Below are 23,626 nucleotides of genomic sequence, written 5' to 3' on the forward strand. Positions count from 1 at the left end.
CCCCCCCCCCCCCCCCCCCCCCCCCCCCCCCCCCCCCCCCCCCCCCCCCCCCCCCCCCCCCCCCCCCCCACCCCCCGGAGGTATTTTGGCATAAAGAAGCAGGTGCCCCGCGAGACCCGCAGGCGGTGCCAGGTTCGAAAGGAAAGAAGATGTATAATTTCGACGTCGAACGCCCCACCAGCATCGCCGATGCGGTGCAGGCGATGAGCAAGGAAGAGGCCCAGCCGATTTCCGGCGGGCAGACCCTGATCCCGACGCTGAAGGCGCGGCTGGCCGCCCCTTCGGTGCTGGTGTCCCTGACGGGGATCGAGGAAATGAAGGGGGTCCGCATGTCTGACGATGGCAGGCTCTGCATCGGCGGCGGCACCACCCATGCGACCGTGGCGGCGGAGGCGGCGGCGCATTATCCGGGGCTGGCAACGGTTGCGGCGCGCATCGGCGACCCGGCGGTGCGCAACCGGGGCACCATCGGCGGCTCTCTGGCCAACAACGACCCTTCCGCCTGCTATCCGGCGGCTGCCCTTGGTTCCGGCGCCACCATCGTGACCAACAACCGCGAGATTGCGGCGGATGATTATTTCCTCGGCATGTTCACCACCGCGCTGGAAGAGGGCGAGATTGTCACGGAAGTGAAATTCCCGATCCCGCAGGCGGCGCATTACGAAAAATTCCTCCAGCCTGCCTCGCGCTTCCCGCTGGTCGCGGTCTTTGTCGCAAGGTTCAGCGACGGGGTGCGCGTGGCGGTGACAGGTGCCTCCAATGACGGTGTCTTCCGCTGGACCGAGGCGGAAGAGGCGCTTTCGGCCAATTTCTCTGCCGATGCGGTGGCGGGGCTGAAAGCCGAAGGCGACATGATCAGCGATCTGCATGGCACTGCCGAATATCGCGCCCATCTGGTTGGCGTGATGACCAAACGGGCGGTTGCCGCCATCGCCTGACCGGGCGCCATGGCCTGAAAGTCGTGGTCTGAACAGAAATCCGCGTGCCCCAGGGGTGCGCGGATTTTTGCGTATCCTTGCCTATCTTCAGGGGCGGCGGAACCGCCACCGCCACCAGACGTTAACTCACAAGCGCTGCCCGAACGGCGTTCGGAACAATGTGAGGAACACCAAATGAAGACGCTATTGAAATCGACAACATCCCTGAGCATGAGCCTGCTTCTGGCGCTGCCGGGGGGCGCATTTGCGCAGTCCGAAACACCGGCCTGCGATCTGACCGGGGGGGAGGTCACCTTTCCCTGCATGTTTGACGATCAGGCCGTGAAGACCGCTGAAGAGCTGGTTGTGCGCCGCGCCATGAAAGAGGAATCCGCCGCGACAGAGAACTCTGAGGCGGCGCCGACAAGTGAAGAGCAACAGGCTCAGGCGGAGGCGGACGCCCAGGCCGCAGCCGAGGCACAGGCGGCACAGGATCAGGCTGCCGCTGACGCGCAAGCTGCTGCAGATGCACAAGCTGCTGCTGAGGCACAAGCTGCTGCAGACGCCCAAGCTGCTGCTGAGGCGCAGGCTGCACAGGATCAAGCCGCCGCAGATGCGCAGGCCGCCGAAGATCAAGCTGCTGCCGATGCACAGGCTGCGCAGGATCAGGCCGCTGCAGATGCGCAGGCTGCTGCTGACGCACAAGCTGCCGCTGATGCGCAGGCCGCGGCCGAGGCGCAGGCTGCAGAAGATCAGGCTGCCGCTGATGCTCAGGCCGCAGAAAGCGCCGCTGCCGCTCAAACACAGGCGGAGCAGGATCAAGCCGCCGCTGATGCGCAGGCCGCAGCTGACGCACAGGCCGCAGCTGACGCACAGGCCGCTGCCGACGCTCAGGCCGCCGCTGACGCACAGGCCGCCGCTGATGCGCAGGCCACATCCGAAGCCGAGGCAGAGCTGACCGCCGAAGCCCAGGCCGAAGCGGACCGTCAGGCAGCCGAGCTTGAAGCCCAACGCGCCGCAGACCGCGAGGCCGAGCGTCAGGCCATCGCCGCCGCCGCCGCAGCGGCCGAGTCTCAAAGCAGTGATGCCGACGTGGTGACCGAAGAGATCACCGAGGAAAACCTGCGCTCCTCCGACGAGGAATTCGAGACCGCCGTGACCGGCGACCAGCAGCCTGCAGCCTCCAGTGACGACAGCGGGTTGAGCAAATTCGAAAAGGCGCTTCTGCTGGGGCTTGGTGCCGTGGTGGTGGGCTCCGTGCTCAAGAACGGCGACAAGGTTGTCAGCCGCTCGGGCGACCGGGTGGTGGTCGAGGACCCCAATGGCGACCTGCGGGTGCTGAAGGATGAGGATGCGCTGATCCGCCAGGCCGGCGATGAGGTCCGCACCCAGACCTTCGACGACGGCTCCAGCCGCAGCATCGTGACCAAACCGGACGGTTCGCAGATCATCACGATCCGCGCCCGCGACGGTTCGGTCCTGCGCCGGGTTTCCGTGGATACGCAGGGCAACCAGGTGGTGCTGTTCGATGACCTTGTCGAAGAACAGCGGGTTGTGGTGAACGACCTGCCGCAGGTGAACCGGCAGCAGCAGGTGGAAATGGTCAGCAACCAGAACGAGGAGGCCCTGCGCGCGGCGCTGCAACGCGAACTGGCGGCTGATACCAACCGCACCTTCTCCCTGCGGCAGGTCCGCGACATCAGCCAGGTGCGTGCCCTGGCACCGCAGCTGGAGCTGGATGCCGTCCGCTTCCAGACCGGCTCCGCCGCGATCCAGCCGGAACAGGCGCGCAGCCTGGCCCGGATCGGTACCGCCCTGCGCGAACAGATCGCACAGGATCCGCGTACCGTGATCCTGGTCGAGGGGCATACCGATGCTGTCGGCAGCGCCACCTACAACCTGGCCCTGTCGGACCGCCGCGCCGAAACCGTGGCGCTGGCGCTGACCGAATATTTCAAGGTGCCCGCGCAGAACCTCGTCACCCAGGGCTATGGCGAATCCGACCTCAAAATCCCGACGCTTGATGCGGAACCGGCCAACCGCCGCGCGGTGGTGCGCAACATCACCGCCTTGCTGCGCTGACCCTCTCGCACGGGGCATGACCCGCAAAAAGAAACCCCCGCAATGCGTTGCGGGGGTTTTTCGATTCCGTCGGGGCTGACATCTGTCCGGCAGGCAGGGGCCGCTGAGTGTCAAGGCAATGTGCCGACCTCAGGCTATGACCTCAGGCCTTGCTGGGCAGTGGCCCGATCAGCATGACCATCTGGCGGCCTTCTCAGAGTCCGGCTTTGCCGGGCGCGTCAGAAGGCCGCTCTTTATAGCGGCGAAGTGCCGAACTCAGGCCTTGCTGGGCAGTGGCCCGATCAGCATGACCATCTGGCGGCCTTCCATCTTGGGGAAGTTCTCGACCTTGCCACGCTCCTTGGTGTCCTCTGCCACCCGTTCCAGCAGCTCGCGGCCCAGGTTCTGGTGCGCCATCTCGCGGCCCCGGAAACGCAGGGTGATCTTGACCTTGTCGCCGTTCTCAAGAAACTTGAAGACATTGCGCATCTTGACGTCATAGTCGTTCGTATCCGTGTTGGGACGGAACTTGACCTCTTTGATCTCGATGATCTTCTGCTTCTTGCGGGCTTCGGATTCGCGCTTTTGCTGTTCGTACTTGAACTTGCCAAAATCCATGATCTTGCAGACCGGCGGATTGGCGTTGGGCGAAATCTCGACCAGGTCCAGCCCGGCCTCTTCGGCCATTTCGAGGGCGCGGTTGGGCGTCACGACGCCGACGTTTTCGCCATCTGCGCCGATCAGGCGGATTTCCGGGGAACGTATGTTTTCGTTGACGCGCGGTCCGGTGTCACGTTGCGGTGGCGCGTTATGAGGTCTGCGAGCGATGGTGGTCATCCTTTGGTGGTTGCTGTATTTTCGAAGTTGCAAGGTAGACGTGGCAACCGCCTTCTTCAAGCCGGTAAATTGGTGCAATGGACGTCTTTCGCGCCAAATTCCCCTTGAATGTATCGGGGTTGTTCCGCATTTGGGCCGACAAGGTGTGCAGGGCCAGTGTTGGCCCCGGCGCTGTCAAAGAGGGAAAGAATATGAAAAACCTGATCTGGATTATCGTGGCGGCACTTGTCGCTGTTGGCGGCTACATGCTGTATTCCGGCAAGTCACCGTCTGAACTGGCCAATGATGCTTCCGAAGCTGTGAATGAGGTCTCCGAAACAGTCAATGCACCCGAAGCACTGGAAAGCGCCTCCGAAACCGCAGGCGAAGCCGCTGACGCGGTGCAGGGCGCCGTAAGCGAAGCGGTCGATGCCACGTCAGATGCCGCAAATGCAGCCGGTGAAGCGATTGCAGAGGCGACAGAAGGCGCGGTCGCAGCGGTCGAGAATGCGGCCAGCGACGCTGCCGAAGCGGCCTCTGACGCCGTGACAGCCACCACCGAAGCGGCCTCTGACGCGGCAAATGCAGCGGGCGACACCGCAGCGGATGCGGCAGATGCAACCGCTGATGCAGCTTCCGACACGGCAGATGCGGTGGCCGATGCCGCCACGGACACGGCCGAAGCCGCCGAAGACGCGGCAGATGCCACAGCCGAGGCCGCCGACAGCGCAGCCGCAACCACGGAGCAGGCAGCGGAAGCCACCGCCGAGGGCACCGAGCAGGCCGCGGATGCGGCCGTTGAAAGCACCGAAGAGGCCGCGGAAACCGCAGCCGAGGCAACCACCGAGCCGGCCGCAGAGGCATCTGTCGATGCCACAACCGGCGACACGGCAGAGGCCGAGGCCGCCGCCGGTGTCGATGGGGTTGAACCTTCGATGGTGGATCAGCTGCTGACAGTGGATGGTTTCGACCTCGGCAAGGTGACCGAGATGATCGAGAACTCCGATCTGGGCGCCTTGCAGAAAACCACCCTGACCACAGGTCTTAAGGCGGCGCAGGACAATCCTGATCTGCTCAAGGCGACGCTGGAAAAAATCCGCGAAGCGCTGAACCTCTGATCCGCTTCGACGCCAAAAAGAAACCGCGCCCCGGTGACGGGACGCGGTTTTTTCATGTCTGGTGAGTGGTTTACAGCCACTGACGAAATGCCTGAAACACCATGCATCAGTCAGAGCGTTGAAATCTCCGATTTCAGGCAGCGTTACCTGGTGCAGGTTTTTCGCATGACGCTTTAGCCGACAAAGGCCTTTTCGACCACGAAATGCTTGGGATCGGAATTTGCCCCTTCCTCAAGGCCAAAGCTCTCAAGCGTTTTCATCATGTCCTTGTTGAAATCAAGGCTGCCGCAGACCATGCCGCGGTCGGTTTCCTTGTTGATCCCGTCAATCCCCAGATCGGCAAAGACGGTCCCGTCCTGCAACAGGGTGGTGATGCGGCCCATCTTGGGGCTTTGTTCACGGGTGGTGGTCGGGTAATAGCGGATCTTGGCCAGGTTTTCGGCCCCGATCAGCTCCTGCATCAACTCGTCGGATTTCAGGTTCTCGATCAGCTGGCGGCCATATTCCAGCTCTGCCACATCGCGGCAGGTGTGCATCATCACCACTTCATCGAATTTCTCATAGGTCTCCGGCTCGCGCAGCAGGGAGGCAAAGGGCGCAAAGCCGGTGCCGGTGGCAAAGAACCACAGCCGCTTGCCCGGCAGCAGCGCGTCATGCACCAGGGTGCCCACCGGCTTGGGCCGCAGGATGATGTGGTCACCGGGCTGGATGTGCTGCAGTTTCGAGGTCAGCGGACCGTCCTGCACCTTGATCGAATAGAATTCCAATTCGTCGTCCCAGGCGGGCGAGGCGATGGAATAGGCCCGCAACAGCGGCTTCTGCTTGCCGGTCTCGGGGTGCGGATCACCCATCAACCCGATCATCACAAATTCGCCCGACCGGAACCGCAAAGATGCGGGGCGGGAGACGCGGAAAGAGAAAAGCCTGTCTGTCCAGTGCTTTACCGATGTCACGGTCTGCGCGTCAGGCAGGGCGGGCTGGGCTGTGGTCTGGTTCACTGGGGTCTGCTCGGTCATAATCACATGTACACAAGCGATCGCTTGCGTTCCCTTCTTAGAAGATGAATGGGGTCAGGGCAATCTTTGCCTTTGTCGCAGCTCAGCCGCGCAGGCGCGACTGATAGTCATGCGCCTGCCAATTGGCGCGGAACTGCCATTGGTCCTGGGGCTGGCGGGCGGCGATTTCGTCATGCACTTCGACCTCGTCAAAGCCGGCCCGGCGTGCCATCGCATATTGGTCGGCAATCAGATGGCCCCGGGCGCGCAGCCGTCCGGTGAACCCCCGCAGGCGCAGGGCGCGTGCAATGGTAAAGCCGCGCCCGTCGGCGGAGGAGGGGAAATCAACCCGGATGACCTTGAGCCCCGACAGATCGACCGCTTCGGGATCGGCATCCGAGGCCAGGTCCAGCGCCACGCAGTCATTGGCGGCCCCGGTGGCGCAAAAGCCACCGGTCCAATCGTCTTCCACAAAGCCGCTATCGTTGATCAATTGGGTCATGTCTTGCCTCCGGTTCGCACCATCTTGCCATCGACAAAATGGATGCCGCATTCGTCTTTTTCACTGTCTCTCCAACGGCCTGCGCGGGGATCTTCACCCGGTTTCACCGGCGAAGTGCAGGGCGCGCAGCCAATCGAGGGGTAGCCCTGCGCCACCAGCGGATGGCGCGGCAGGCGGTTCTCGGTCATATAGGTCTGCACATCGGCAGGGTCCCAATAGGCCAGCGGGTTCACCTTGATCCGGTCCGGCACGCCATTGCCGCGTTGCTCCAGCTCGAAATGTTCCAGCGCGGCGCGGGTGCCCGACTGGAACCGCTTGCGCCCCGAAATCCAGCCGTCAAAGCCGCGCAGCGCGGTTTGCAGCGGCACGGTCTTGCGCAGGTTGCAGCAGGCGTCGGTGTCGCGCTGGTGCAGGGTGTTGTCCGGGTCCACCGCACGGATGTTGCCGGACCGCAGGATCGTCACATTGCGCAGGCCCAGACGTTCGGTCAGCTCCTGCTGGTAAACCAGCGTTTCGGTGAACAGCAGTTCGGTGTCGATGAACAGCACCGGCAGGTCGCGGTTCACCATGGAGGCCAGATGCAGCAGCACCACCGATTCCGCCCCGAAGCTTGAGACAAGCGCAAGATGCGGGATCTCTTCTACCGCGCGGCGCAGCACATCCGTGGCACTGTGATGACGCAGCTCGGCGTTGAGCGCGCCAACCCGGTCCAGGGCAGGTTGCACAGCCCCGCTGGCCTGCGCCGCCGGTACATGTCGGTCTCGGTCAAGCGGCATCTGCCCGTTCCTTGCTTTCTGCCTCGGGGTAAAGGGCGGCTTTGAACGGGGCCATCCCCAGCCGGCGGTAGGTCTGCAGGAAGGTCTCCGCAGGCTCCGTGCGCAGGTCGAGATAGGCCAGCACCAGACGTTCCACCGCCGGGATGATCTCATCGGCAGAGAAACCGGGGCCGGCACGGGTGCCGATGGTCGCATCTTCGGTGCCGTCACCGCCCAGGGTGATCTGGTAGTTTTCCACGCCCGCGCGGTCCAGCCCCAGGATGCCGATATGGCCCACATGGTGGTGGCCGCAGGCATTGATGCAGCCCGAGATCTTGATCTTGAGCGGGCCCACTTCATGCTCCAGCTTCAATTCGTCAAAGCGGGTGGCGATTTCCTGCGCGATGGGGATCGAACGTGCCGTAGCCAGCGCGCAGTAATCCATGCCGGGGCAGGCGATGATATCGCTGATCAGCCCGATGTTGGCGGTGCCCAGCCCCTCGGCCCGCAGCGCGGCAAAGACCGACGGCAGGTCCGATTTATGGACATGCGGCAGGATCACGTTCTGCTCGTGGCTGATGCGCAGCTCGTCATGGCCATAGCGTTTCGCCAGCGCCGCCATCAGCCGCATCTGCCGGGCAGAAGCATCGCCGGGTGTCTTGCCATGCGCCTTGAGGCTGATGGAGACAATGGCATAGCCCGGCGCACGGTGCGCGGAGAGGTTGGTATCGGCCCAGCTGCGGAACAGCGGGTCGTTCTGATAGGCGTTGCGATAGGGCGCCTCATCCGCCACCCGGAACCGGGGGGCGGCGAAATCGGCCTTGATCCGGGCCAGCATCTGCTGGTCCACACCGCCGAACTGCGGGCGGATCAGCGCATAGCGCGCATCGACGCGGGCGCGGATGTCTTCGATCCCGTTCTCATGCACGGTGATCTTGATGCGCGCCTTGTACTTGTTGTCGCGGCGGCCCAGCAGGTTGTAGACGCTGACAATCGCTTCCAGCGTCGGCAGCAGGTCTTCCTCCGCCACGAAATCATAGAGCACCTTGCCGATCATCGGCGTGCGGCCCAGGCCGCCGCCCACAATGACCTCATAGCCGATTGCCCCGTCGCGCTCCACGATGCGCAGCCCGATGTCATGCGCCTTGATCACCGCGCGGTCGGCTTGCGCTCCGGTCACGGCAACCTTGAACTTGCGCGGCAGGAACTGGAATTCCGGGTGGTCGGTGGACCACTGGCGGATCAGTTCGGCCACCGGGCGCGGGTCCGCGACCTCATCCGCGGCGGCACCGGCGAAATGGTCGGCGGTCACGTTGCGGATGGTGTTGCCGGAGGTCTGGATGGCATGCATGTTCACCGCCGCCAGCGCGTCCAGCATGTCGGGCACATCGCGCAGTTCGGGCCAGTTGTACTGGATGTTCTGGCGTGTGGTGAAATGGCCGTAACCCTTGTCCCATTTCTCGGCAATCATCGCCAGCTGGTCCATCTGCCGCGAGTTCAGCGTGCCATAGGGGATCGCGACGCGCAGCATATAGGCGTGCAACTGCAGGTAGAGCCCGTTCATCAGGCGCAGCGGCTTGAATTCATCCTCGGTCAGGCTGCCGTCGATGCGGCGTTCCACCTGGGCGCGGAACTGGGCGTTGCGCTCGGCCAGGAAAGCGGCGTCGAAATCGGTATAATGGTACATCAGAAACGCTCCTCTTTGACGGTTTCCTGCTTGCCATGGGGATAGTTGGAAGGCCCGGTGGCGCGGAAATCCTCGCGGAAATGGGTGGGGTGCGGCACGCCGTCCTGCAGGGTGACATCGGCCAGATAGGCGCCCACGATGCTGCCCGGCTGCGACTGCGCCTCGATCAGGCGCAGATCGGCGTCGGCCTCATCGGTCAGCACTTCGGCCTCGGCCAGGTCACGGGTCCAGCCATCTGCGGTCATATAGATCACGTCGCCTTCAAGCAGGGCGTTGGCGGTGACAACTTTGGGCGTGAAAGGTTTGGGCATCAGGCCATCTCCTCGATCGGCATGTCAGTGGCGGCTTGCACGGCGGCGCGCGGGGCAAGTCCGTAAAAGGTCAGGGCGGGGCCGGTCATCTGCGCATCGGCGATGTCTGCGGCCATCCGGTCCAGCGTGGTTTCCAGCACCCGCTGCTCGGGACGCGAGGCGTTTTCGATCACCGTGACGGGCGTGGCGCGGTCCGCGCCATGCATGATCAGGCGGCCCTGCACGAAACGGGCGGATTTCTTGCCCATGTAGATCGCGGCAACCTCGTTCGGGCGGGCAAGCGCGGCCCAGTCGTGATCGGCGAACCCCTTCATGTCATGCCCGGTAAGGAAGCGGACAGAAGCGTTGCGCCCCCGGCGGGTCAGGCTCTGGCCGATGGCCGCCACCGCAGCAGAGGCCGAGGTGATGCCCGGCACGATATGCCAGGTGATGCCATGGGCGTCGATGGCGTCGATTTCCTCGTCCAGGCGGCCGAATACGGTGGCATCGCCCGATTTCAACCGCACCACCTGGGCGCCCGATTGCGCATGTTCCACCAGCAGGGCGTTGATCGTCTCCTGGCTGGTGGAGGGGCCGAAACCTTCCTTGCCCACGTCGATCATCACCGCCTCGCGGCGCGCCAGTTCGAGGATCTGTGCCGAGATCAGCCGGTCGTAGATCACCACATCCGCCTCATCCAGCGCGCGGCGCGCCTTGAGGGTCAGCAGTTCCGGATCGCCCGGACCACCGCCGACAAAGGCGACATGGCCCGCGCGGGCGGCACGGGTCAGGTGATCCTCCAGCAGCGTGCCGAGGCTGTCCTTCACCCGGTCCTCGCCTGCGGCGATGGCGCGGGGGCCGGTGTTGAAATAATAGTCGCGCCAGAAATCGCGGCGCGCGCGGCCAAAGGGCAGGGCATCGGCCAGCTTGCGAAAGCCCTTGCCGATCCGCGCCAGGTTGCCCAGCGTGGCGGGCAGGCGTTCTTCCAGGTCGGCCTTGATGGCGCGGGCCAGCACGGGCGCTGCGCCCTCGGTGCCGATCGCCACGGTCACCGGGTCACGGTCCACGATGGCGGGGGTGATAAAGGCGCTGTCGGCAAGATTGTCGACGATGTTGACCAGCGCCCCCTCGGCCCGCGCGATGGCGGCGGTGCGGGCATCCTCGCCCGCGTCCTCATCGGCGGCATAGAACAGCCTTGTGTCCCGCGCATCGCCCGGGGCAAAGGCGCGGCGGTGCAGGGTCAGCCTGCCGGCTTCCGCCCAGTTTTCGATCTCGGGCGCGGGGGCCGGGGCATAGACATGGATCCGCGCGCGGGTCTTGAGCAGCAGCCGCAGCTTGGCCAGCGCCGCATCACCGCCGCCCGACAGCGCGATGCGCTGGCCCTCGGTGGCGAGAAAGATGGGAAAATGGTCCATGATGTGCCCCTTGCTGCGGCCGGTGTGATGCGTTGACTTACCTCTCTATATAGGAAATATTCCCTGTACTGGGCCATATGCCCGCGCAGATAAGGAATATTGTTCTGTTTTCAGCGCCAGATAGAACAAGTTTGTGACGAAAAGGGAAATCACAGGATGCCTGTTCGGATAGACGAGACAGATCGGAAAATTCTTGGCCAGTTGCAACGCGATGCGGCGCAATCGCTGGATGATATTGCCAAGGCGGTGGGCTCTTCCAAGACCCCGGTATGGAATCGCATCCGCAAGATGCGCGAGGCCGGGATCATCGGTCAGCAGACCGTGATCCTGGACGCCGAAGCGCTGGGGTTCGAGGCCTGTTTCTTTGTCCTGATCCGCACCTCGGAGCATGAGGCGGAATGGCAGGCGGCCTTCCTCAAGGCGCTGCGCGACCGCCCCGAAGTGCAGGAGGCGCATCGGCTGGCGGGGGATATCGATTATATCCTGAAGGTGCGGGTGAAGAACGCGAGGGCCTATGACGCGTTCTATCAGGCGCTGATCTCGGAGGTGCGGGTGCATAATGTCACCGCGCTTTTGTCGATGGAAGAGATCAAGTCCACCGTGGCCCTGCCGCTGTGACCTGAACTGGCCCTGGCGTGATCTGAAGGACGCGGCCTTGCCGCGATTCCTTTCTACGGGCACCCGTGGCGGCCTGAGCCCCTGTCGGCGACGGGGCTTTGCCTTGTGCCGGGGTTTTCATTGCTGAGAAGGTGTTCAGGGCGCCTTGCGTCCTGAACGACCTTTTCCGAGGGTGTGGCGAACCGCTCCGGCCTCAAGGACAAGCCGCTGCGCGGGGCCTGCGGCCTCCTTGACCCCGGATCGGTTCACGGCTGGATCAGCAGCTTTTCGAGCCTGTGGAAATGATAGGTGGCGGCATAGCGCGGGGTTTCGGCCAGGGTCATCCCGGGCAGATGGGCAAAGAGCGCGGGCAGCGCGCTTTGCAGTTCCAGCCGGGCCAGCGGCGCACCGACGCAGAAATGCAACCCGCCGCCAAAGGCCGCATGGGGCCTGCCGGGGCGTTGCGGGTTGAAAAGGTCCGGGGCGACGTGGATGTCGGGATCATGGCCCGCCGCCCCCAGGATCAGCGCGATCTGATCGCCCTTCTTCAGGGTCACATCGCCCAGGTCGATGTCTTCGTAGGCGTAGCGAGTGAACATGTGCAGCGGCGGGTCGAAGCGCAGCAGTTCCTCGACCGTGGCGGCGATGTTCTGCGGCGCCAGTGCCAGCGGGTCGGTCTGATGTTCCAGCAGGCATTTCACCGCATTGCCCATGGCGTGCACGGTGGCCTCATGGCCCGCGTTCAGCAGCAGGATGCAGGTGCCGATCAGCTCCTCGCTGCTCAGTTTTTCACCTGCGCTTTCGGTGGCGATCAGCTCCGAGATCAGGTCATTGCCGGGGTCGCCGCGACGGCGGTCGATGTAATCGGTCAGATAGCTGACGAATTCGCCTGTTGCGGCTTCGGCGGCGTCCTCGATGGCGCGGGTGCGGCCCGCCATATACATTGCCACCATGGTATTGGACCAGCGCAGCAGGTCCGGCCAGCGCTCTTCCGGCACCCCCAGCAGCCGCGCGATGATGCGCACCGGCAGCTGCGTGCAGACCTGGGGGATCAGGTCGATCGGACCCGTCGCGGGCAGGGCGGCCAGCAATTCCTGCATGATCTGGTCGATATCCGGTTGCAGGTTCGCGATCCGCCGCGAGGTGAAGGCGCGCAGCACCTGGGCCCGCAGCCGCGTGTGCCGGGGCGGCTCCAGCTCCAGCATCGAATGCGCCTCGACCCGGTGCCATTGGGTCAGATGCGCCGGGGCCGGGGCCGGTTCCGGGTTCTGCCGGCCCAGCCTGCGGTCGCGCAGCAGCGCGGTGATGGTGGCCGCGTCAAAGGCGGCCAGCATCCCGTAATCCTCCCAGAACAGCACCGGCCCGCGCGCGCGGGCTTCATCATAGACGGCATAGGGGTTCTGGATGAACCCGGGGTCGAGCGGGGATTGGGAAAGGCGTTTCATCCCGACCAGATGCCCGAGCGGCTCTGGTCAAGGCAAGGGCGCATGTGCAATCTGGCCCCATGATAAGCGGAATACGGCAAAGAGCGGCAGTGATGCTGGCCTTCCTGGCGGTTGTGGCGGCCCTCTCGGGGGGTGTCTGGCGGTATTTCCATGAACAGGGCCTGGACCTGCTGGCCGAACGCGGGCGCGCGGACCTGGCGCTTGCCGGGGACCGGCTGGTGGGCCAGCTGCAGCGCTACCGGGATCTGGCGGTGCTGATGGGGAATCATCCGGCGGTGCGTGCGGTCCTTTCCGAGGGCGATGCGCGGGACCTGGGCGATCTGCTGCTGAAGGTCGCGGACAAGACGGCGGCGCTGGATGTGCTGGTGATTGATGCAGAGGGGCGTCTGCGCGCCTCGGCGCTGGGGCTGGATGCACCGATGGAACTGGCCGGACAGCCCTTTGTGCGCCGGGCCCTGCGCGGCGCGCTGGGATGGGGGCACGGCGAAGCGATGCCGCTCTCCCAGCGGGCCTATTTTCATGCTGCACCGGTGTTCAGCCCGCCAGGGCAGGTGCTGGGCGCCGTGGTTGTGGTGACCGATCTGAACGGGATCGACTACAACTGGCGCGGCAGCAACCCGCCGGCCTTTTTCACCGACAGCAGCGGCGAGGTCCTGATTTCGAACCGCTCGGAACTGCTGTTCTGGCGCCGGGCGCCGGCATCCTCGGGCCTGGTCGGTCTGGTGCCGCCGGTGGGGCCCGCCCCGCCTTTCGAGGCGCGCCGGCTGGGGGGGGCATGAGATCTGGCTGCTGGACTGGGGCCCGTATCTGCCCCGCTCCGCGCTGCATCTGACCCAAGGCCTGCCGGTCATCGGCCTGACCGGCGAAGTACTGCTGGATACCGAACCCGCGCGCAGGCTTGCCGCGGCACAGGCCGCGGCGGTGGCCGCACTTTGCCTCGCGTTCGGGTCATTGCTGTTTCTGGCGGCAGAGCGGCGGCGCGCGCTGGCCAGCGCCAATGCCCGTCTGGAAGACCGGGTGGCCGAGCGCACCCGGGCCCTGCGCGATACCAATGCCAAGCTGCTGGCAGAGGCGGCGGAGCGCGAAGAGGCGCAGGCCGCCCTGCGCCGGGCGCAGGATGAGCTGGTGCAGGCGGGCAAGCTCAGCGCCCTGGGGCAGATGTCTGCGGGCATCAGCCACGAGCTGAACCAGCCGCTGATGGCAATCCGGTCCTTTGCGGAAAACGGGGTGCAGTTCATGAACCGCGGCACGCCGGCGCGCGCGGCAGAGAATCTGACCCGCATTTCCGAACTGGCGCAGCGGATGGCGCGGATCATCCAGAACCTGCGCGCCTTTGCCCGGCAGGACCAGCAGACCGATGACCGTGTCGATCTGCGCCGGGCCCTGGAAAGCGCCCTGGAGCTGACCCGCGCCCATGTGCAGGAGGCGGGTGTCGAACTGGTGCATGCGCCGCTCGAAGCGCCGACCTGGGTGCGCGGCGGCGAGGTGCGGCTGGGGCAGGTCTTTGTCAATCTGATCACCAATGCGGTGGACGCGATGGCCGATGCGCCGGAAAAGCGTCTTGAAATCCTGGTGCTCGAAGCGGATGAGGTCACTGTCAGCTTTCGCGACACCGGACCGGGGATCGAGATGCCGGACAAGGTATTCGATCCTTTCTATACCACGAAAACCCAGGGCCCCTCCGCCGGGATGGGGCTGGGCCTGTCGATCAGCTATGGCATTGTGCAAAGCTTTGGTGGACAGATCAGGGGCAGCAATTATCAGGGCGGGGCGCTTTTTACCGTGACACTTGAACGACATACACAGGATGTGGCGACGGCATGATGGGCAAGGTGCTGCTGGTGGATGATGACGCCGCTGTGCGCGAGGCGCTGGCGCAGACGCTGGAACTGGCCGACTTCACGGCGGTCACCGCCGGCTCCTTCGTGGCGGCCAAGGATCGGATCACCCGCGATTTCGACGGGGTGATCCTGTCGGACATGCGGATGCCCGGACGTGACGGGTTTCACCTGCTGAAATATGCCCAGGGTCAGGACCCGGACTTGCCGGTGATCCTGCTGACCGGTGAGGGCGACATTCCCATGGCGGTGGAGGCGATGGGGCAGGGTGCCTTCGACTTCCTCGAAAAGCCCTGTGCGCCTGCTGCCCTGCTTGCGGTGCTGGAACGCGCGCTCAAGACCCGTGCGCTGGTGCTGGACAACCGCCGCCTGCGCGATCTGGTGCGCAAGGGCGATCCTGCGTCGCGGATGATCTTTGGCACGTCGGAGATATCGGAGGCCCTGCGCGCCCGTGTCCGCCGTGTTGCCCAGACCGAGGGCGAGGTGCTGGTCTTTGGTGCGCCGGGCACCGGAATTTCCAAGGTGGCGGAGGTGATCCACCTCAGTTCCGCGCGCTCCAAGGCGGCTTTCGTCAAACGCGCGGCGGCAGAGATGGGATCGGAGGCCCTGTTCGCAGCGCTGGAGGCGGCGGCAGGCGGCAGCCTGTTCCTTGACGAGGTCACATTGCTGCCCGCCCAGACCCAGCTGGCGCTGATCGAGGCGCTGGAGGGCGCGCCCGCCGCGCGGCTGATGACCGGCAGCACCCGTGATGTGGAGGCCGCGGTCAGGGAAGGCCGCCTGCATGCCGATCTCTATTACCGGCTGGAGGTGATGCCGGTGCGGATCCCGGCCCTCTCCGAGCGGCCCGAGGATATCCCTTCGATGTTCCGCCAATATGTCGATCAGGCGGCAGAGCAGGCGGGGCTGACCCGGCCCGAGGTCACGCCGCAGGTGGTGGCCGACCTGATGGCGCGCGACTGGCCCGGCAATGCCCGCGCGCTGATGTCGGCGGCGATGCGCTTCGTGATGGGGGTGCATGAGGATGCCGTGGCCCCCGATGCGGCGCTGGGATTGTCCGAACAGATGGCCCAGGTGGAGCAATCCCTGCTGGAGGCCGCCCTGCGCCGGGCCGACGGGCAGGCCAGCGCAGCCGCCAAGGCGCTCAAACTGCCGCGCAAGACCTTTTACGACAAGCTGGCGCGCTACGGCATTCGCCCCGAGGATTTTCGCAGCTGAATTATGTGCGGATTTCCGCACAAATGCGGTTCCTGCATGTGTGGGAAACCGCACATCCGGTACGGCAGGTTCAATGACCTATCACCGGATCGTCTGGTAATTCGTTGTAATTAAAATATAAAAAGGAAAAAGGACCCTGCGGATCACACGCACTTGTGAACGCACGCGGGAATATGGCTCCTTATCTCAGCGCACCCGGAAAGGTGTGACGATTTGATTCCAAATCTCTGGGAGGAGACAACCAATGAAGATATTTACCGCCGCCGCTGTTGCCCTGACGATGTCTGTCAGCGCGGGCGCTGTTGCCGCTGCCTGTGATGACGGCGAGATTGTCATCAAGTTCAGCCATGTCACCAACACCGACAAACACCCCAAGGGCATCGCCGCCTCGCTGTTCGAACAGCGCGTCAACGACGAGATGAACGGCAAGGCCTGCGTCGAAGTGTTCCCGAACTCCACGCTTTACGACGATGACAAGCTGCTCGAAGCCATGCTTCAGGGTGACGTCCAGATGGGCGCGCCCTCGCTGTCCAAGTTCGAGCAGTTCACCAAGGTCTTCCGCCTGTTCGACCTGCCCTTCGTCTTCAAGAACATCGAAGCCGTGGACGAGTTCCAGAACTCCGAAGCCGGTGCCGCGATGAAGGAATCGATGACACGCCGCGGTCTTCTGGGTCTGGGCTTCTGGCACAACGGGATGAAGCAGATGTCGGCCAACAAGCCGCTGCTGCTGCCCGAAGATGCAAAGGGCCTCAAGTTCCGCGTGCAGCCCTCCGAAGTGATCAAGGCGCAGATGGAAGCGATTGGCGTCAGCCCGCAGCCGATGGCCTTCTCCGAAGTCTACGGTGCGCTGCAGACCGGCGTTGTCGACGGTCAGGAGAACACCTGGTCCAACATCTATGGCCAGAAGTTCTTTGAGGTGCAGGACGGTTCCACTGAAACCAACCACGGCGTTCTGGATTATATGGTTGTCGTGTCCACCGACTGGTGGGACAGCCTGCCCGAAGACGTGCGCACCCAGCTTGCCACCATCATGGACGAAGTGACCGCCGAGCGGAACGCCGCCGTGGCACAGGTGGACGCCGAAGCACGTCAGGCGATCCTGGATGCCGGTGGCGTGATCCGCGAACTGGACGCTGAGCAGCGCGAAGCCTGGGTCAGCGCAATGAAACCCGTCTGGGAAGAATTCGTGGCCGACGTTGGTCAGGAAAACATCGACGCCGCACAGGCGATCAACGAAAAGCACTAGGCTTTCGTGTCTTGCGGGTGGCCGGCCCCGGTCAGGGCGACCGGCCACCCCTTACCTGCATTTTTCCGGAAGGGCTGAGCGATGGCATCGCATTACCAACCACGCACGGGGCTGGGGCGCTTCGTGCACGAATTCGAGGAAACGGCGATCGCCGTGATCCTCGGGCTCATGACACTCATCACATTCATCAACGTGGTTCTGCGCTACGGCTTCAACACGGGCCTGATCTGGGGGCTTGAGGCGGTGACGCTTCTGTTTGCCTGGCTGGTCCTCCTGGGCGTCAGCTATGCGGTCAAGGTCACCGCACATCTGGGCGTGGACGCGGTGATCAACCTTTTTGACAAGCCTGCGCGCCGGGTGCTTGCCCTGATCGCGGGACTGGTCTGCATCATCTATGCGGTGTTTCTGATGAAAGGCGCCTGGGATTACTGGGCCCCCTTCGCGGGTCTCGATGCCACCACGGGCCGCTGGTTCCCGACCGGCTTTGCCAACAGCCGCGATCAGGCCTGGTACGAGGTTGTCGATCTGCCCATGCCCGACTGGCTGCGCTTCATCGAGCCGGTGATGAACGAGGGCGAAAGCTATGACAAACTGCCCCGTTTCATTCCCTATGCAATCCTGCCCATCGGCATGGCGCTGCTGTTGTTCCGCTTCATCCAGGCGTTCATCCGTCTGCTGCAGGGCAATGCCGACAGTCTGATTGTCAGCCACGAGGCCGAAGACGCCATCGAGGACGTCAAACACATGAACGCGGAGCGTTGATCCCATGGAAGTAGCAATTCTTTTCGCAATGGTCGTGGGCCTGATGCTGATCGGGGTGCCGATTGCGGTCTCGCTCGGCATGTCCTCCATCATGTTCCTGCTGGTCCTGTCCGATACCTCGCTTGCCTCCATTGCGCAGACGCTGTTTCAGGCGATGGCCGGTCACTATACCCTGCTGGCGATCCCTTTCTTCATCCTCGCCTCCAGCTTCATGTCCACCGGCGGCGTGGCGAAACGGATCATCCGGTTCTCCATCGCCCTTGTGGGGCACCTGCCGGGCGGTCTGGCGATTGCGGGCGTCTTTGCCTGTATGCTCTTTGCCGCCCTTTCCGGCTCTTCCCCTGCGACCGTGGTCGCCATCGGCTCCATCGTCATCGCGGGGATGCGCCAGGTCGGCTATACCAAGGAATTCGCGGCTGGCGTCATTGCCAACGCGGGCACCCTGGGCATCCTGATCCCGCCCTCCATCGTGATGGTGGTCTATGCCTCGGCCACCGATGTCTCCGTGGGCCGGATGTTCCTGGCCGGGGTGATCCCGGGTCTGATGGCCGGCACCATGCTGATGATCACGATCTACATCATGGCCAAGGTGCGCAAACTGCCGCAGGGCGAATGGCGCGGCTGGGGCGAAGTCTGGGCCTCGGGCCGGGAAGCGGGCTGGGGCCTGTTCCTGATCGTGATCATCCTGGGCGGCATCTATGGCGGGATCTTCACCCCGACAGAGGCGGCAGCGGTGGCGGCAATCTATGCCTTCCTGATCGCCAGTTTCGTCTACCGCGACATGGGGCCGCTGCATGTGGAGGGCGAGGGGCGCAACCTGTCGCTGATGCGCAAGCCGCTGGCGCTCCTCAGCGTGTTCTGGCACCCCGACACCAAGCGGACCCTGTTCGACGCGGGCAAGCTGACCGTGACGCTGATGTTCATCATCGCCAACGCGCTGATCCTGAAACATGTGCTGACCGACGAACAGATCCCGCAGCGGATTTCCGCGATCATGCTGGACGCGGGCTTTGGTCCGATCATGTTCCTGATCATCGTCAACGTGATCCTGCTGATCGGCGGCCAGTTCATGGAGCCCTCGGGCCTGCTGGTCATCGTGGCACCGCTGGTGTTCCCGATTGCCATCGAACTGGGCATCGACCCGATCCACCTTGGCATCATCATGGTGGTGAACATGGAAATCGGGATGATCACGCCACCGGTCGGGCTCAACCTCTTTGTGACCTCCGGGGTGGCGAACATGCCGATGATGAAGGTGGTCAGGGCCGCGCTGCCCTTCACCGCCGTGCTCTTCGTCTTCCTGATCATGGTGACCTATATCCCGATCATCTCGACCTGGTTGCCGACGATGATGATGGGGCCGGAGATCATCACGAAATGACAAACGGGCGGCGCACCCCGTCGGTGCGCCGCCCCCTCCGCGCGCAGCGCTAACCAAATAAAGATGTCTGTTAACAAGTATTTGGGTTCCCCGCGGGGAACCCTTTTTTGCGGGGGCCGTGCGCGCCTGTCGAACGGCCCATGCAGCAGGAAGCTCAGGATGCCGCCAGCGCCGCCACGATGGGGGCGAAATCACTTGCCTTCAGGCTGGCCCCGCCGACCAGCGCGCCATCGACATTTTCCGCCTCAAAGATGGTGGCGGCATTCGCGGCCTTGACCGACCCGCCATAGAGCAGCGCAATCACATTGCCCCTGTCCGCACCAAAGCGCGCGGTCAGCTCGGCGCGCAGGAAATCATGAACCTCGACGATCTGCTCCAGGGTGGGCACCTTGCCGGTGCCGATGGCCCAGATCGGCTCATAGGCCACAACGGTGTTTTCAGCACCGGCATCATCGGGCAGGGAGCCTGCCAGCTGCGCGCCGATCACCTCCAGCGTGCGCCCCGCCTCGCGGTCCGCTTCGCTTTCGCCCAGGCAGAGGATCGCGGTCAGCCCCGCAGCCCAGGCGGCCTGCATCTTTGCGCTGACATCCGCGTCGCTTTCGCCATGGTCGGCCCGGCGTTCGGAATGGCCAAGGATCACATAGGCCGCACCGCTGTCCGCCACCATCGCGGCGGAAACATCGCCGGTATGCGCGCCCTTTTCCGCCGCATGGCAATCCTGCGCGCCGATGGCGATGCCCTTTGCCCGCGCCACGGCAGGGATCAGCAATGGGGCAGGCGGGCAGATCACCACGCGGGTGTCGCCGCCGGGCAGCATCGCGGCCAGAGCATCGAGTTCGTCGAGGGCGGATTGCGTGCCGTTCATCTTCCAGTTACCGGCGGCGATCTTGGGGCGCATGAAATTCTCCTGATTTTCGAACAGACTTACCAGTCGGCACCCGGGGCGGCAACGAAAGGCTTTGCCGATGGCGTCAGCACGACCTAGGCTTGCCCCATGAATGAGCACAGCGAGACATCGGGGCTGATTCCCCGCATCGACCTTCAGGCCCTGCGCACCAGCGACCCCGCCGCCCTTGATGCCATGCGGGTCGCCGCCACGGATGTGGGCTTTGCCACCGTGTACAACACCGCATTGCCGCCCGAGCGGGTCGCGCAGGTGATCGAAACCTACCGCGCCTTCTTCAAACTGCCGGAGGCGGAGAAAGCCGCGACCGACATGGCCACCACCGGGTCGAACCGGGGCTGGGGCCGGTCCGGTGCGGAGCAGGTCGATCCGGACGCCAACCCGGATTACAAACAGGTCTTTGATTGCGGCGTGACACTACCAGAGGGTGATCCGCGCCTTGCAGACCCCTTTTATGCGCCCAATATCTGGCCCGGCACACCCGCCGGTTTTCGTCAGACGATTGAAAGCTATTACACGGATGCCTGTGCCGTGGGTCTGGAAGTGCTGCGCGGCGTGGCGGAGGCCATCGGCCAGAGGCGCGACGCCTTTGATGCGGCCTTTGACGCGCCGATGGCGCTGCTGCGCGGCAATTACTATCCCGAAAGGCCCGCATCGGCGGGGGCCAGGGATTTCGGCATCGCGACCCATACCGATTACGGCTGCCTGACGCTGCTGGCCACCGATGGCACACCGGGGCTGGAGGTGCGCAAACGCGGCGGCGGCTGGATACCTGTCACGGCGGCGCCGGGGGCCTTCGTGATCAACTTCGGCGAGATGTTGCAGTTCTGGAGCGATGGCAAGGTGATCGCGACGCCGCACCGGGTCATCGGCAGCACCGCCGAGCGCATCTCGGTGCCGCTGTTCTTCAACCCCGCGCGGGAAACCAATGTGGCGCCACCGGGGTCGGATCAGGTGATCAGCGCAGGCGACCATCTGGCGAAACGCTATAACGAGACCTACCTGCACCTGGCCAAGGCCTGATCGCCGGGGGAGGATCGGGTGCTGCCCGGACGCAGGGCATCCGGGCATTGTGGCGAACGGTTGCAAACTCCGCATGCAGACACTCTGGCGCTTTGAAACGTGGCCCCTAACGCAGCGCGTCGATCGCGTCGCGGGCGAGGGCCAGCGCCTGTTCGGGATCTTCCATCGCGGCCTCGGGCAGGGTCCAATAGGGCATGGCGGCACTGGCACCGTTCTTGCGGGTATAGGTCCATTGTTCGGCCCCGTCCCCCGCCAGCCGCTGTGCGAAACCGCCCTGGGCCTTGAGCATCAGACGGCCGTCCGACAGCATCAGGGCAAAGATCGTATCACCGCAGTAAATCCCCAGCCCGCCGAACATGCGGCGGGTGGCCAGGTCTGGAATCTCCGAAAACAGATCGCGGGCAAAGTCGATATCCGCGGCGCCCAGGCTCACTTCGCGCCGAGCGCCTCGTCGAACTTGATGGATTCGCCGCAGCCGCAGGCTTCGGTCACATTCGGGTTGGAAAACCTGAACCCGCTTTCCAGCAGGGTGGTTTCATAGTCGATTTCCGTGCCGAACAGGAACATCTGCGCCATCGGCGCGATCATCACCCGCGCACCGTCCTGTTCCACGACCTCGTCATTTGGGTCGGGGGAATCGACGTATTCCATGGTATATTCCATGCCCGCGCAGCCGCCCTTCTTGATGCCGATGCGCAGGCCCGCGTGGCCTGCCGATGCCATCAGCTTGGAAATCTGGGCGGACGCCCTGGGCGTCATGGTGACAGCTTGTTTTCCGGGAATGCCGAACATGGGTGTTTTCTCCTGTTGGGACAAAGATAGGAGCCTTGCGCGGCATTCTCAAGCGGTCTGCGGGAAAACGGTGCGCGCTGCAGCAAAATGGCCGCCTCCGGGGGGATGGAGGCGGCCTGCTGCGCGGGTCCCTTGGGGACGGGGTGGGGCGTTACAGACCCATGCAGTTGGCGTAGAATGTGACGGTGGCAGGCCAGTCAGAGAAGACGCCCGCGACCTTTACATCCTGTGCAAGCACGTCGAGCGCGACGAGGTAATCGCTGTCATCGGTGATGATGTCGTTCACCGACTGGAAGTACCAGCCGCCGCCCGATGCCAGCGGTCCGGAGCGTTCCAGGGTCCAGGCGATCAGGGTGATCCCGGCGTCCCGCGCGGCCCTGGCATAATCGGAGGCCGCCAGCGTGCCATCCGCGTTTGTCAGCAGCATGTTCAGCGAGGCACCGATGTAATTGACACCCGCGGCCTTGAGCGCGGCAAAATCCTGAGCCCAGGTCTCGGGGTTCTGTTCGTCGAAGCCTTCGGACCATTCCACGAGATAGACCGCCTGTGCGCCGAATTCGGGTTCGTTTTCAATCCAGTACATCACGTCATCGAGGTTGAACGACTGCGCCCAGACATCGGAGGCCGGGATGCCGGCGGCCTTGTATTCATCGATCATCTTCTGCGCGTAATCCGCCTGGGTGAAACCCTCATGCGGCATTTCGACGGCGGGAGATTTCAGTTCCGGCGTGAACCGGGCACCCAGCGAGGCGAAAAGCGCAATCGACTCGGCATGGGTCATGGTCCGGGCGCCAGCGGAATAGAGATCCGTGCGCCAGCCCGCGATACCGCCCTGATAGGCTTCGGCCGTGGTGGCGGATTTGTCGGCGCTGTCCATCTTGGGGGCAAGGCTGCGGAATTCCGCCAGTGTCAGATCGGAGGTGCGGCATTCGGCATTGGCAGGCGTGTCCGCCGTGGCGGGGGTGAAACCGGTGGTGCATTTGGCCGCAAGATCGGTGGTCAGGATGTTTGTGGTGGTATGCAGGTCGTTCTGCGCGTGACGGCAGACCAGCTCGTGATCGGCGGTGAAGGTCACGTCGCATTCCAGGATGCCGGCACCCATGCCGGCGGCGGCGACATTGGATTCTATGGTATGTTCGGGAAACATCATCGGCGCGCCCCGGTGGCCGATGGAGAACAGCGTCGGTTCGGCCTGCTGGCCCAGGCAGGCGGTCAGCCGGGACTTGAGATCGCCATCGGCAAGCCGGGAGACCAGGAAGGCCGGGCGGGGACCATAGCCGTAGCCATTGGCGGCCAGGTGGTCTTCGGCCTGGGCTGCGAGCGGGATGAGGGAAAGGGCCGCGAGGGCTGCGAGACTGCGCATGGAAGCTCCGTAAATTCAGGGTGTCGTCGCGTCCCTTCTGACGGCAGCCTGTAACGGTATGACGAAGCCTCTGTGACAGGCGGGTGACGGTTTCACGACACCTGCCGGTTTCTTTGTGTCACATGAAGCCCAGTTCGAGCCGCGCCTCGTCTGACATCATGTCCATGCCCCAGGGCGGCTCCCAGACCAGTTCCACATTGACCTGTTTGACACCGGGCAGCGGTTCGATCGCATCCGCGACCCAGCCGGGCATCTCACCGGCCACAGGGCAGCCGGGAGCGGTCAGCGACATCTTGATGTCCACCGCGTTTTCGGTGTCGATGTCGATGGTGTAGATCAGGCCCAGTTCATAGATATTCACCGGGATTTCAGGGTCATAGACTGTGCGACAGGCCTCGACCACCTGATCGTAGAGCGGGTGATCGGTGCTGGAGGGCGCAATCAGCGGTGTGCCTTCGAGCGGTTGGGTGTTGTCGGTCATGTCGGCCTCTGATCTGGTTCCTG

24 protein-coding genes are annotated in these 23,626 nt (G+C 64.1%); 11 read left to right on the plus strand and 13 right to left on the minus strand.

From position 1 onward, the window contains the following. Positions 1-149 precede the first annotated feature (149 nt). A complete protein-coding gene (locus O4H53_RS25290) occupies positions 150-938 on the plus strand; it encodes an FAD binding domain-containing protein (protein WP_269367696.1) in 789 nt (262 codons plus the stop codon). 174 nt (positions 939-1,112) lie between these two features. Then, positions 1,113-2,999, plus strand: coding sequence for an OmpA family protein (locus O4H53_RS25295; protein WP_269367697.1), 1,887 nt, complete (start codon positions 1,113-1,115; stop codon positions 2,997-2,999). Between the two features lie 255 nt (positions 3,000-3,254). Here O4H53_RS25295 and infC read toward each other — a convergent pair whose 3' ends face one another. Then, on the minus strand, positions 3,255-3,815 hold the full coding sequence (gene infC / locus O4H53_RS25300; protein ID WP_269367698.1) for a translation initiation factor IF-3: 561 nt from the start codon (positions 3,813-3,815) through the stop codon (positions 3,255-3,257). A 191-nt stretch (positions 3,816-4,006) separates the two neighbouring features. On the opposite strand from infC, the gene O4H53_RS25305 reads away from it, so the two are divergent. Beyond that, entirely contained in the window at positions 4,007-4,912 is a 906-nt protein-coding gene (locus tag O4H53_RS25305) for a translation initiation factor 3 (protein ID WP_269367699.1), read from the plus strand. A gap of 173 nt (positions 4,913-5,085) precedes the next feature. Here the strand turns inward: O4H53_RS25305 and O4H53_RS25310 are convergent, their stop codons facing one another. The 6 genes from O4H53_RS25310 to cysG form a co-directional block, all read right to left on the minus strand. Continuing rightward, a complete protein-coding gene (locus O4H53_RS25310) occupies positions 5,086-5,928 on the minus strand; it encodes a ferredoxin--NADP reductase (protein ID WP_269367700.1) in 843 nt (280 codons plus the stop codon). Positions 5,929-6,010: 82 nt separating this feature from the next. Beyond that, positions 6,011-6,409, minus strand: coding sequence for a DUF934 domain-containing protein (locus O4H53_RS25315; protein ID WP_269367701.1), 399 nt, complete (start codon positions 6,407-6,409; stop codon positions 6,011-6,013). Further along, entirely contained in the window at positions 6,406-7,185 is a 780-nt protein-coding gene (locus O4H53_RS25320) for a phosphoadenylyl-sulfate reductase (protein ID WP_269367702.1), read from the minus strand. The genes O4H53_RS25315 and O4H53_RS25320 overlap by 4 nt, the downstream gene beginning before the upstream one ends. Next, positions 7,175-8,851 carry a nitrite/sulfite reductase gene (locus O4H53_RS25325; RefSeq protein ID WP_269367703.1) on the minus strand — a complete coding sequence of 559 codons (1,677 nt, stop codon included), beginning with the start codon at positions 8,849-8,851 and terminating at the stop codon, positions 7,175-7,177. Before O4H53_RS25325 ends, O4H53_RS25320 begins: the two co-directional genes overlap by 11 nt. Next, complete coding sequence (locus tag O4H53_RS25330; RefSeq protein WP_269367704.1) at positions 8,851-9,162, minus strand: DUF2849 domain-containing protein; 312 nt, start codon at positions 9,160-9,162, stop codon at positions 8,851-8,853. Before O4H53_RS25330 ends, O4H53_RS25325 begins: the two co-directional genes overlap by 1 nt. After that, entirely contained in the window at positions 9,162-10,556 is a 1,395-nt protein-coding gene (gene cysG / locus O4H53_RS25335) for a siroheme synthase CysG (RefSeq protein WP_269367705.1), read from the minus strand. The genes O4H53_RS25330 and cysG overlap by 1 nt, the downstream gene beginning before the upstream one ends. Positions 10,557-10,712: 156 nt before the next feature. Between cysG and O4H53_RS25340 the strand changes: the two genes are divergently transcribed. Further along, complete coding sequence (locus O4H53_RS25340) at positions 10,713-11,174, plus strand: Lrp/AsnC family transcriptional regulator (RefSeq protein WP_114275635.1); 462 nt, start codon at positions 10,713-10,715, stop codon at positions 11,172-11,174. Between the two features lie 245 nt (positions 11,175-11,419). On the opposite strand, the gene O4H53_RS25345 is transcribed toward O4H53_RS25340, so the two are convergent. Continuing rightward, positions 11,420-12,598 carry a cytochrome P450 gene (locus O4H53_RS25345; protein WP_269367706.1) on the minus strand — a complete coding sequence of 393 codons (1,179 nt, stop codon included), beginning with the start codon at positions 12,596-12,598 and terminating at the stop codon, positions 11,420-11,422. Positions 12,599-12,657: 59 nt separating this feature from the next. Here O4H53_RS25345 and O4H53_RS27115 point away from each other — a divergent pair, with 59 nt between their 5' ends. The 6 genes from O4H53_RS27115 (at position 12,658) to O4H53_RS25370 (ending at position 19,040) form a co-directional block, all read left to right on the plus strand. Further along, positions 12,658-13,377 (plus strand): cache domain-containing protein, encoded by a 720-nt coding sequence (locus O4H53_RS27115; RefSeq protein WP_331284251.1) that lies wholly within the window; start codon positions 12,658-12,660, stop codon positions 13,375-13,377. Positions 13,378-13,519: 142 nt separating this feature from the next. Beyond that, positions 13,520-14,422: a sensor histidine kinase gene (locus O4H53_RS27120; protein WP_331284252.1), complete on the plus strand. Its 903-nt coding sequence runs from the start codon at positions 13,520-13,522 to the stop codon at positions 14,420-14,422. Beyond that, complete coding sequence (locus tag O4H53_RS25355; RefSeq protein WP_269367707.1) at positions 14,419-15,651, plus strand: sigma-54-dependent transcriptional regulator; 1,233 nt, start codon at positions 14,419-14,421, stop codon at positions 15,649-15,651. The genes O4H53_RS27120 and O4H53_RS25355 overlap by 4 nt, the downstream gene beginning before the upstream one ends. 244 nt (positions 15,652-15,895) lie before the next feature. After that, positions 15,896-16,897: a TRAP transporter substrate-binding protein gene (locus O4H53_RS25360; protein WP_269367708.1), complete on the plus strand. Its 1,002-nt coding sequence runs from the start codon at positions 15,896-15,898 to the stop codon at positions 16,895-16,897. A gap of 81 nt (positions 16,898-16,978) precedes the next feature. Continuing rightward, the gene (locus tag O4H53_RS25365; RefSeq protein ID WP_269367709.1) at positions 16,979-17,659 is read left to right on the plus strand and encodes a TRAP transporter small permease; all 681 of its coding nucleotides are present in this window, start codon (positions 16,979-16,981) and stop codon (positions 17,657-17,659) included. Positions 17,660-17,663: 4 nt separating this feature from the next. Next, positions 17,664-19,040 carry a TRAP transporter large permease gene (locus O4H53_RS25370; protein WP_269367710.1) on the plus strand — a complete coding sequence of 459 codons (1,377 nt, stop codon included), beginning with the start codon at positions 17,664-17,666 and terminating at the stop codon, positions 19,038-19,040. 154 nt (positions 19,041-19,194) lie between these two features. Here the strand turns inward: O4H53_RS25370 and tpiA are convergent, their stop codons facing one another. After that, a complete protein-coding gene (gene tpiA / locus O4H53_RS25375) occupies positions 19,195-19,938 on the minus strand; it encodes a triose-phosphate isomerase (protein WP_269367711.1) in 744 nt (247 codons plus the stop codon). 96 nt (positions 19,939-20,034) lie between these two features. Here tpiA and O4H53_RS25380 point away from each other — a divergent pair, with 96 nt between their 5' ends. Continuing rightward, complete coding sequence (locus O4H53_RS25380; protein ID WP_269367712.1) at positions 20,035-20,967, plus strand: isopenicillin N synthase family dioxygenase; 933 nt, start codon at positions 20,035-20,037, stop codon at positions 20,965-20,967. Between the two features lie 106 nt (positions 20,968-21,073). Here the strand turns inward: O4H53_RS25380 and O4H53_RS25385 are convergent, their stop codons facing one another. The 4 genes from O4H53_RS25385 to O4H53_RS25400 form a co-directional block, all read right to left on the minus strand. Further along, positions 21,074-21,400 (minus strand): TfoX/Sxy family protein, encoded by a 327-nt coding sequence (locus tag O4H53_RS25385; protein ID WP_269367713.1) that lies wholly within the window; start codon positions 21,398-21,400, stop codon positions 21,074-21,076. Continuing rightward, on the minus strand, positions 21,397-21,759 hold the full coding sequence (locus O4H53_RS25390) for a HesB/IscA family protein (RefSeq protein WP_269367714.1): 363 nt from the start codon (positions 21,757-21,759) through the stop codon (positions 21,397-21,399). The genes O4H53_RS25385 and O4H53_RS25390 overlap by 4 nt, the downstream gene beginning before the upstream one ends. 151 nt (positions 21,760-21,910) lie before the next feature. Next, the gene (locus O4H53_RS25395) at positions 21,911-23,122 is read right to left on the minus strand and encodes a glycerophosphodiester phosphodiesterase family protein (RefSeq protein ID WP_269367715.1); all 1,212 of its coding nucleotides are present in this window, start codon (positions 23,120-23,122) and stop codon (positions 21,911-21,913) included. Between the two features lie 118 nt (positions 23,123-23,240). Then, positions 23,241-23,603, minus strand: coding sequence for an SUF system Fe-S cluster assembly protein (locus tag O4H53_RS25400; protein WP_114275625.1), 363 nt, complete (start codon positions 23,601-23,603; stop codon positions 23,241-23,243). Between the last annotated feature and the right edge of the window lie 23 nt (positions 23,604-23,626).

It is taken from the genome of Sulfitobacter sp. G21635-S1, from assembly GCF_027213915.1.
GTDB lineage: Bacteria > Pseudomonadota > Alphaproteobacteria > Rhodobacterales > Rhodobacteraceae > Sulfitobacter.

What these genes read in the sequence shown, in the direction of transcription:
- O4H53_RS25370 (WP_269367710.1), top strand. Translation starts at nt 17,664, where the DNA reads ATGGAAGTAGCAATTCTTTTCGCAATGGTCGTGGGCCTGATGCTGATC.
- infC (WP_269367698.1), bottom strand. Translation starts at nt 3,815, where the DNA reads ATGACCACCATCGCTCGCAGACCTCATAACGCGCCACCGCAACGTGAC.
- O4H53_RS25325 (WP_269367703.1), bottom strand. Translation starts at nt 8,851, where the DNA reads ATGTACCATTATACCGATTTCGACGCCGCTTTCCTGGCCGAGCGCAAC.
- O4H53_RS25305 (WP_269367699.1), top strand. Translation starts at nt 4,007, where the DNA reads ATGAAAAACCTGATCTGGATTATCGTGGCGGCACTTGTCGCTGTTGGC.
- O4H53_RS25395 (WP_269367715.1), bottom strand. Translation starts at nt 23,122, where the DNA reads ATGCGCAGTCTCGCAGCCCTCGCGGCCCTTTCCCTCATCCCGCTCGCA.
- O4H53_RS25295 (WP_269367697.1), top strand. Translation starts at nt 1,113, where the DNA reads ATGAAGACGCTATTGAAATCGACAACATCCCTGAGCATGAGCCTGCTT.
- O4H53_RS25290 (WP_269367696.1), top strand. Translation starts at nt 150, where the DNA reads ATGTATAATTTCGACGTCGAACGCCCCACCAGCATCGCCGATGCGGTG.
- cysG (WP_269367705.1), bottom strand. Translation starts at nt 10,556, where the DNA reads ATGGACCATTTTCCCATCTTTCTCGCCACCGAGGGCCAGCGCATCGCG.
- O4H53_RS25365 (WP_269367709.1), top strand. Translation starts at nt 16,979, where the DNA reads ATGGCATCGCATTACCAACCACGCACGGGGCTGGGGCGCTTCGTGCAC.
- tpiA (WP_269367711.1), bottom strand. Translation starts at nt 19,938, where the DNA reads ATGCGCCCCAAGATCGCCGCCGGTAACTGGAAGATGAACGGCACGCAA.
- O4H53_RS25400 (WP_114275625.1), bottom strand. Translation starts at nt 23,603, where the DNA reads ATGACCGACAACACCCAACCGCTCGAAGGCACACCGCTGATTGCGCCC.
- O4H53_RS25380 (WP_269367712.1), top strand. Translation starts at nt 20,035, where the DNA reads ATGAATGAGCACAGCGAGACATCGGGGCTGATTCCCCGCATCGACCTT.
- O4H53_RS25310 (WP_269367700.1), bottom strand. Translation starts at nt 5,928, where the DNA reads ATGACCGAGCAGACCCCAGTGAACCAGACCACAGCCCAGCCCGCCCTG.
- O4H53_RS25330 (WP_269367704.1), bottom strand. Translation starts at nt 9,162, where the DNA reads ATGCCCAAACCTTTCACGCCCAAAGTTGTCACCGCCAACGCCCTGCTT.
- O4H53_RS25340 (WP_114275635.1), top strand. Translation starts at nt 10,713, where the DNA reads ATGCCTGTTCGGATAGACGAGACAGATCGGAAAATTCTTGGCCAGTTG.
- O4H53_RS27115 (WP_331284251.1), top strand. Translation starts at nt 12,658, where the DNA reads ATGATAAGCGGAATACGGCAAAGAGCGGCAGTGATGCTGGCCTTCCTG.
- O4H53_RS25360 (WP_269367708.1), top strand. Translation starts at nt 15,896, where the DNA reads ATGAAGATATTTACCGCCGCCGCTGTTGCCCTGACGATGTCTGTCAGC.
- O4H53_RS25320 (WP_269367702.1), bottom strand. Translation starts at nt 7,185, where the DNA reads ATGCCGCTTGACCGAGACCGACATGTACCGGCGGCGCAGGCCAGCGGG.
- O4H53_RS25355 (WP_269367707.1), top strand. Translation starts at nt 14,419, where the DNA reads ATGATGGGCAAGGTGCTGCTGGTGGATGATGACGCCGCTGTGCGCGAG.
- O4H53_RS25315 (WP_269367701.1), bottom strand. Translation starts at nt 6,409, where the DNA reads ATGACCCAATTGATCAACGATAGCGGCTTTGTGGAAGACGATTGGACC.
- O4H53_RS25345 (WP_269367706.1), bottom strand. Translation starts at nt 12,598, where the DNA reads ATGAAACGCCTTTCCCAATCCCCGCTCGACCCCGGGTTCATCCAGAAC.
- O4H53_RS25390 (WP_269367714.1), bottom strand. Translation starts at nt 21,759, where the DNA reads ATGTTCGGCATTCCCGGAAAACAAGCTGTCACCATGACGCCCAGGGCG.